Source organism: Pseudomonas sp. 37 R 15, assembly GCF_900004865.1.
In the GTDB taxonomy this organism is placed as follows: Bacteria; Pseudomonadota; Gammaproteobacteria; order Pseudomonadales; family Pseudomonadaceae; genus Aquipseudomonas; species Aquipseudomonas fluorescens_AM.
This window is the reverse complement of sequence record NZ_CVTV01000036.1, coordinates 1-7,715: the sequence shown is the minus strand read 5'-3', so window position 1 is coordinate 7,715 and position 7,715 is coordinate 1. Positions and strand designations below refer to the sequence as shown.

Sequence of the window (7,715 nt, the reverse complement as noted above, 5' to 3'; positions counted from 1 at the left end):
ACGTAGGCCACCAACTGCTTGCCGGTCGGGCCTTCCTGGGCCACCACCACGGTTTCGCCGACGCTGTCCTGTTCGCGCAGGCGCGCTTCGATTTCGCCCAGCTCGATACGGAAGCCACGGATTTTCACTTGATGGTCGACGCGCCCCAGGTAATCCACCACGCCATCCGGGCGCCCACGGGTCAGGTCGCCGCTGCGATACACGCGGCTGCCGGGTTTGCCGAACGGGTCCGGCACAAAACGTTCGGCGGTCAACGCCGGACGCTCCAGGTAACCCCGCGCCACGCCCTCGCCACCCAGGTACAACTCGCCGGCCACGCCGATGGGTTGCAGGTTGAGTTGCGCGTCCAGCACGTAGCCGCTGCGGTTGCCGAGCAAGGTGCCGATGGGCGCGTAGACGGCGCCGCACGGGTCGCCTTTGCGCGCCTTCCACAGCAGCGGCGTGACCACGGTTTCCGTCGGGCCGTAGCCGTTGAACAGGTAGGTCGGTTTCAGCGCACGCCAGGCCAGGTCATAGCTGGCCTGCGCCACGGCATCACCGCCAAAGCAATACACGCGCACCGCCGGAGGGTTGCCGTCGCGTTCGGCGTGTTCGGCCAGTTGCTGCAGATACACCGGTGGGAACACCGCCATGGTCACGTTGTGCCGGTGCATCTGTTCATAGGTGTATTCGGGCAGCCACAGGCTGTCGTCACGGATCAGCACGCTGGCGCCATTGATCAACGGGTGCATCCAGCCTTCGTGGGAACCGTCGAAGGCGAAGGACATGAAGTGCAGTTCGCAATCGGCCGGGCGGGTTTCATAGCGCTCGCCGGTGGCGATGATGTGCGCCACCAGCGGTCCGTGGGACACCGCCACGCCCTTGGGCATGCCGGTGGAGCCGGAGGTGTAGATCACGTAGGCGAGGTTGTTGCCGTCGAGGGCGACGTTCGGCGCCGTGTAGTTGTCATCGGACCAGTCCTGTAGCTGATCCACTGCCAGGGCTTGCAGGCCTTGCGGAATCGGCAGGCGCTGTTGCACCGTCGAGTGGGTCAGCAGCAACCGCGAGCGGCTGTCCTGCATCATGTACAGCAGGCGATCACGCGGGTATTCGATGTCCAGCGGCACGTACACGCCACCGGCCTTCAGCACCGCGAGGAACGCCACCATGATCTCGGCACTGCGCGGCATGGCAATCGCCACGCGCACTTCCGGGCCGACGCCACGGGCGATCAGCGCGTGGGCCAGGCGGTTGGCCTGGCGATCCAGCTGGCCGTAAGTGAGTTGCTCGTCGGCGAACTTTACCGCCACCGCATCCGGGGTTTCCCGGGCGCGGTCGGCCACCAACTCATGCACCAGCCGCTGGGACGGGTAGCCGGCATCGGCGCAGTTCCACAGCTGCAGGATGTGCTGCTGCTCGGCAGCGTCCAGCAGGTTCAACTGGCCGAGCGATTGCCGAGGGTTGGCGACCATGCCCTGCAACAGGTTCTGCCAGTGGCGCGCCATGCGTTGCACGGTGTCGGCTTCGAACAGATCCTGGGCATAACCCAGGGTGGCCCAGATACCTTCGGTGGACTCCTGGATGTCCAGGTCGAGGTCGAAATGCGCGGTTTTGCTTTGCCATTCCAGCCCTTGGACCAGAAGGTGCGGCAGGTGCTGCTGGACCTGGGCCTGGCTGACGTCGGTCTGGTGGTTGAACATCACCTGGAACAACGGGTTGTGGCTCAGGCTGCGTTGCGGTTGCAGGGCTTCCACCAACTGTTCGAACGGCAGGTCCTGATGGGCCTGGGCCTCGAGCGCGCGTTGCCTCGTTTGTTGCAGCAACTGCTCGACGCTCATCTGGCCATGCAGGTCCGCCTTGAGCACCTGGGTATTGACGAAGAAGCCGATCAGCCGCTCGGTTTCGCTGCGGTTGCGGTTGGCAATGGGCACGCCGACGCGGATTTCTTCCTGGCCGCTGTAGCGATGCAGCAGGGTCTGGAACGACGCCAGCAGCAACATGAACAGGGTCACGCCCTGTTGCCGGGCCAGAGCCTTGAGCTGTTGGCTCAGTTCGGGGTCCAGCTCGAAGGCCAGGCGTGCGCCGCGATGGCTTTGCACGGCAGGACGCGGGTGGTCGAACGGCAACTCCAGCACACTTTGCTCGCCACCGAGCATTTCGCGCCAGTACGCCAGCTGACGGGCCTTCTCACCCGCTTCCATCCAATTGCGCTGCCACACGGCATAGTCGGCGTACTGGATCGGCAACGCCGGCAGCTGCACTTCCTCGCCCTGGCTGTAGCCCGCATAGAGCTGCACCAGTTCTTCGACCATCACCTGCATCGACCAGCCATCGGAGACGATGTGGTGCTGCACCAGCACCAGCACATGCTCGTCCTCAGCCAGGCACAGCAGCGACACACGCAGCAACGGGCCGTGTTCCAGGTTGAACGGCTGCGCGATCTGCGCCTCGACCTGCGCCTGGAGTTCAGCTTCGTCGACATCGGCGTGGGCGATCTGCAGCGATGCCGACGGCGCGATCACTTGCACTGCACGTGCATGCTCCTGGCGCAGGCAGGTGCGCAGGCTTTCATGCCGGGCCAGCAACGCATCGAAACTGCGCTGCAACGCGTCGAGGTCCAGTTGCCCTTTCAAGCGCAACGCACTGGGGATGTGGTAAGCGGCGCTGTGCGGCTCCAATTGCCAGAGAAACCACTGGCGCTCCTGGGCATAGGACAGCGCCAAGGCCTGCTCGCGCCCGACCGGCAGCAACGGCGGTGCGCTGGGTGCCAGGCTGTCCTGGGCCTGCATCGCCGCGACAAATGCATCCAGCCGCGGGTGTTCGAACAACGCCTTGAGCGGCACCTCGCGCTGCAGCGTCTGGCGAATGCGCGACACCACCTGCATCGCCAGCAGCGAATGCCCGCCCAGTTCGAAGAAGTGCTGGTTCAAACCGACGTTGTCGGCGCCGAGAATATCGGCCCAGATCGCGGCGATCTGCTGTTGCAACGCAGTCACCGGTGCCTGCCAGTCCTGATGTACCGTGCTGGCGTCCGGTTTGGGCAGTGCCTGGCGGTCCAGCTTGCCGTTGGGGTTGAGCGGCATGCGCTCGAGGAAGATCAGGTGCGCCGGCACCATGTAGTCCGGCAGCTGTTCGCGCAGGGTGCTCATCAACCGTTCGGCTTCACTCGACGGTTGCGCGGGCACCAGGTAGGCCAGCAGTTGGTTGTCGACAGCCAGCACCAGCGCTTCACGCACGCCATCCTGGGCCAGCAGCACGGTTTCGATCTCGCCCAGTTCGATGCGGAAACCGCGCACCTTCACTTGATGGTCGACCCGGCCGACATACTCCACCACCCCATCGGCGCGATAACGCGCCAGGTCGCCGCTGCGATAGAGCCGCGCGCCGCACGCACTGAACGGGTTGGCGACAAAGCGCTCGGCGGTCAGGCTCGGGCGCCGCAGATAAGCGCTGGCCAGGCCGCTGGCGCTGGCGATGTAGAGTTCGCCCACGGCACCGGCGGGTAGCAGGTTCAGGTCGCGATCCAGCACATACAACCCACGCCCGGGCAGCGCGCGGCCGATGGGGCTGGCGGTGACGCCGCTGATCACGTCGGGGTCCGTGCAGTCCAGCACGCTGGAGACCACGGTGGCCTCGGTCGGCCCGTAGGTATTGAGCAGCCGCACATGGCCCAGGCCCGCCCGTTGCCACGACAACGGACCGTCGAGGGGCATGGCTTCGCCGCCAATATGCATCTGGCGCAAAGCCCCGTAAGGCCGCGCGCCCGCCGCCAGGCAATCCTGCAAAAACAGCTTCCAGTAGGCGGTCGGCAAGTCGGCCAGGGTGATGCCCTGCTCGATGATCTGCCGATACAGCTCGGCACCGTCCCACAGTTGCGGGCCACGCAGCACCACCGTGGCACCGAGGGTCAGGGCCGGGTACAACTGCTCGACGAAGCCGTCAAAATTCAGGGTGGCGAACTGCAGTACCCGGTCTTGCGCGACCAGTTGCGAATAGTCGGCGGCAATCCCGGCGAACTCACTCAGCGCACCATGGCTGATGGCAACGCCCTTGGGTTTGCCGGTGGAGCCCGAGGTGTAGATCACATAGGCCAGGCTGCGCGGTTCGAAAACCGCCGGTGGATTGTGTTCATCACACACCGCCAACTGCGCCTGGGCGAGGTCGATTTCCACGGCTGCCACGTGCGCCGGCAATGGCAGGCGATCGCGCAGGTGCGACTGGGTCAGCACCAGGCGCACATCGCTGTCCTCGAGCATGTGCACCAGACGCTCGCGAGGGTACTCCGGGTCCAACGGCACATAGGCCGCGCCGGTCTTGAGCACCGCCAGCAAGCTGACCACCATGGCGAAGGAGCGCTCCACGGCGATCCCGACCAAGGCTTGCGGGCCGATGCCTCGGGCGATCAGGTAGTGCGCCAGGCGGTTGGCCTGGCGGTTCAGTTCACCGTAGCTGAGGGCCTGATCGTCCAGGGCCAGCGCCTGGCGTTCGGGCTGCGCGGCGGCCTGGTCTTCGAACAGTCGGTGCACGCCGTGCAATTGACGGGCGCAGGCCGGGGCGTTCCAGTCCTGGAGCATGCGTTGCTGCTCGGCGGCATCCAGCAGCGAAAGCTCGGCCAGACGGCTGCGCGGGGCGCTGACGACCGCCTGCAGCAACTGCTGCCAGTGCTGCGCCAGGCGTTCGATGGTCGCTGCGTCGAACAAATCGGTGGCGTAGTTCAACGCCGCCCAAAGCCCTTCGGCCGACTCGTGGGTATCCAGGCTCAGGTCGAAATGCGTGGTCTGGCTGTCCCAATCCAGCTCCACCACGCGCAGGCCCGGCAATTGCTGGCCGTCGCGCCCGCCCTGGGCATCGGTCTGATGGTTGAACATCACTTGGAACAACGGGTTGTGGCTCAGGCTGCGTTCAGGCGAAAGCGCCATCACCAGTTGCTCGAACGGCAGGTCCTGGTGGGCCTGGGCTTCCAGGGCGCGGCGCTTGGTCTGTTGCAGCAACTCGACAAAGCTCATCTGCCCGTCCAGGTCAGCCTTGAGCACTTGGGTGTTGACGAAAAACCCGATCAGCCCCTCGGTTTCGACGCGGTTGCGGTTGGCAATCGGCACGCCGATGCGGATATCCGATTGCCCGCTGTAGCGGTACAACAAGGTCTGGAAGGACGCGAGCAGCAGCATGAACGCGGTGACGCCCTCTTGTTGCGCCAGGCGCTTGAGGCCGGCGACCAGTTCGGGCTGCAGGTGCACCTGCAAGCTCGCGCCGCGATGACTTTGCTGCGCCGGGCGCGGACGGTCCAGCGGCAGTTCCAGCACCGGCTGTTCACCGCCCAGCAGCGCTTGCCAATAGGCCAGTTGCCGCGCCCGCTCCCCCGCTTCCATCCAGCCGCGCTGCCACAGGGCGTAGTCGGCGTACTGGATCGGCAACTGCGGCAGTTGCAGGTCCTGGCCCTGGCTGCCGGCGGCATACAGCTGCACCAGCTCCTGAACCATCACCTGCATTGACCAGCCGTCGGAGACAATGTGGTGCTGCACCATCACCAGCACATGGTCATCTTCAGCCAGTTGCAGCAAGGTCACGCGCAGCAGCGGCGCCTGGTGCAAATCGAACGGCTGCGCCACCTCCGCTTCCACTCGCGCCATCAACTGCGCTTCATCGATCTGCGCCCGCTGAATCTCGACCCGTGCCTGGGGCAGCACAGCCTGCCACAAGTGCTCGCCCTCCTCGACCAGATGGGTGCGCAAACTCTCGTGACGGGCCAGCAGGCTGTCGAAGCTGCGCTGCAATGCCGCCAGGTCCAAGCGCCCGTGCAAACGCAAGGCACCGGGGATGTGGTAAGTGGCGCTGCCGGGGTCCAGTTGCCAGAGAAACCACTGGCGCTCCTGGGCGTAGGACAGCGGCAGGCGTTGGCCGTCCTCACGGATTGAAGCAATCGGCAGTTGAGCGAAACTCATGCCCCGGCTTTGCAGACGCTGATAAAACTGCTGGCGCTGTTCCAGAGGCAAGCGAAGAAAGCGCGACACCAGGTCGATGTTAGGGTTGGAAAGCATGGTTCAAATCGCCTCTAGTTCGCTCAAAAAGTCACGAAGATCATCAAAATCTTCCACGCTGCCGGCGCGGAAAGTGGCTGCGGCCTGCACGTAGGCACGCAGTGATTCGGTCTGGAACAGTTCCATCAGCGGTACGTCCAGGCCCAGCTCGGCCTGCACCCGCGAGGTGATCTGGATGGCCAGCAGGGAATGCCCGCCCACTTCGAAGAAGTTGTCGTTCAGGCCCACTTGCGCCAGGTGCAGCACGTCGGCCCAGATCGCGGCGATCTGCTGCTCCAGTTCGGTTTGCGGCGCCACGTACTGCTGCTGCATCTGGCTGGCATCCGGCAACGGCAGGCCCTTGCGGTCGAGCTTGCCGTTGGGGGTCAGCGGCATGTGCGCGAGGAACACGAAATGCGCCGGCACCATGTAGTCCGGCAGGCCGCTTTTCAGGGCGCGACGCAGGGTGTCACGGAATTCGGCCTGGTCGGCCAGGGTCGCATCGGCCGGCACCACGTAGGCCACCAACTGCTTGCCGGTCGGGCCTTCCTGGGCCACCACCACGGTTTCGCCGACGCTGTCCTGTTCGCGCAGGCGCGCTTCGATTTCGCCCAGCTCGATACGGAAGCCACGGATTTTCACTTGATGGTCGACGCGCCCCAGGTAATCCACCACGCCATCCGGGCGCCCACGGGTCAGGTCGCCGCTGCGATACACGCGGCTGCCGGGTTTGCCGAACGGGTCCGGCACAAAACGTTCGGCGGTCAACGCCGGACGCTCCAGGTAACCCCGCGCCACGCCCTCGCCACCCAGGTACAACTCGCCGGCCACGCCGATGGGTTGCAGGTTGAGTTGCGCGTCCAGCACGTAGCCGCTGCGGTTGCCGAGCAAGGTGCCGATGGGCGCGTAGACGGCGCCGCACGGGTCGCCTTTGCGCGCCTTCCACAGCAGCGGCGTGACCACGGTTTCCGTCGGGCCGTAGCCGTTGAACAGGTAGGTCGGTTTCAGCGCACGCCAGGCCAGGTCATAGCTGGCCTGCGCCACGGCATCACCGCCAAAGCAATACACGCGCACCGCCGGAGGGTTGCCGTCGCGTTCGGCGTGTTCGGCCAGTTGCTGCAGATACACCGGTGGGAACACCGCCATGGTCACGTTGTGCCGGTGCATCTGTTCATAGGTGTATTCGGGCAGCCACAGGCTGTCGTCACGGATCAGCACGCTGGCGCCATTGATCAACGGGTGCATCCAGCCTTCGTGGGAACCGTCGAAGGCGAAGGACATGAAGTGCAGTTCGCAATCGGCCGGGCGGGTTTCATAGCGCTCGCCGGTGGCGATGATGTGCGCCACCAGCGGTCCGTGGGACACCGCCACGCCCTTGGGCATGCCGGTGGAGCCGGAGGTGTAGATCACGTAGGCGAGGTTGTTGCCGTCGAGGGCGACGTTCGGCGCCGTGTAGTTGTCATCGGACCAGTCCTGTAGCTGATCCACTGCCAGGGCTTGCAGGCCTTGCGGAATCGGCAGGCGCTGTTGCACCGTCGAGTGGGTCAGCAGCAACCGCGAGCGGCTGTCCTGCATCATGTACAGCAGGCGATCACGCGGGTATTCGATGTCCAGCGGCACGTACACGCCACCGGCCTTCAGCACCGCGAGGAACGCCACCATGATCTCGGCACTGCGCGGCATGGCAATCGCCACGCGCACTTCCGGGCCGACGCCACG

At 65.3% G+C, this 7,715-nt stretch carries 2 protein-coding genes; both read right to left on the bottom strand.

The genetic code is table 11. The features are described from left to right. A partial coding sequence (locus BFQ04_RS11655) for an amino acid adenylation domain-containing protein (protein ID WP_371914497.1) occupies positions 1 to 5,990 on the bottom strand: 5,990 nt, incomplete at its 3' end. A 30-nt stretch (positions 5,991 to 6,020) separates the two neighbouring features. Then, a partial coding sequence (locus tag BFQ04_RS11650) for an amino acid adenylation domain-containing protein (protein ID WP_139111922.1) occupies positions 6,021 to 7,715 on the bottom strand: 1,695 nt, incomplete at its 5' end.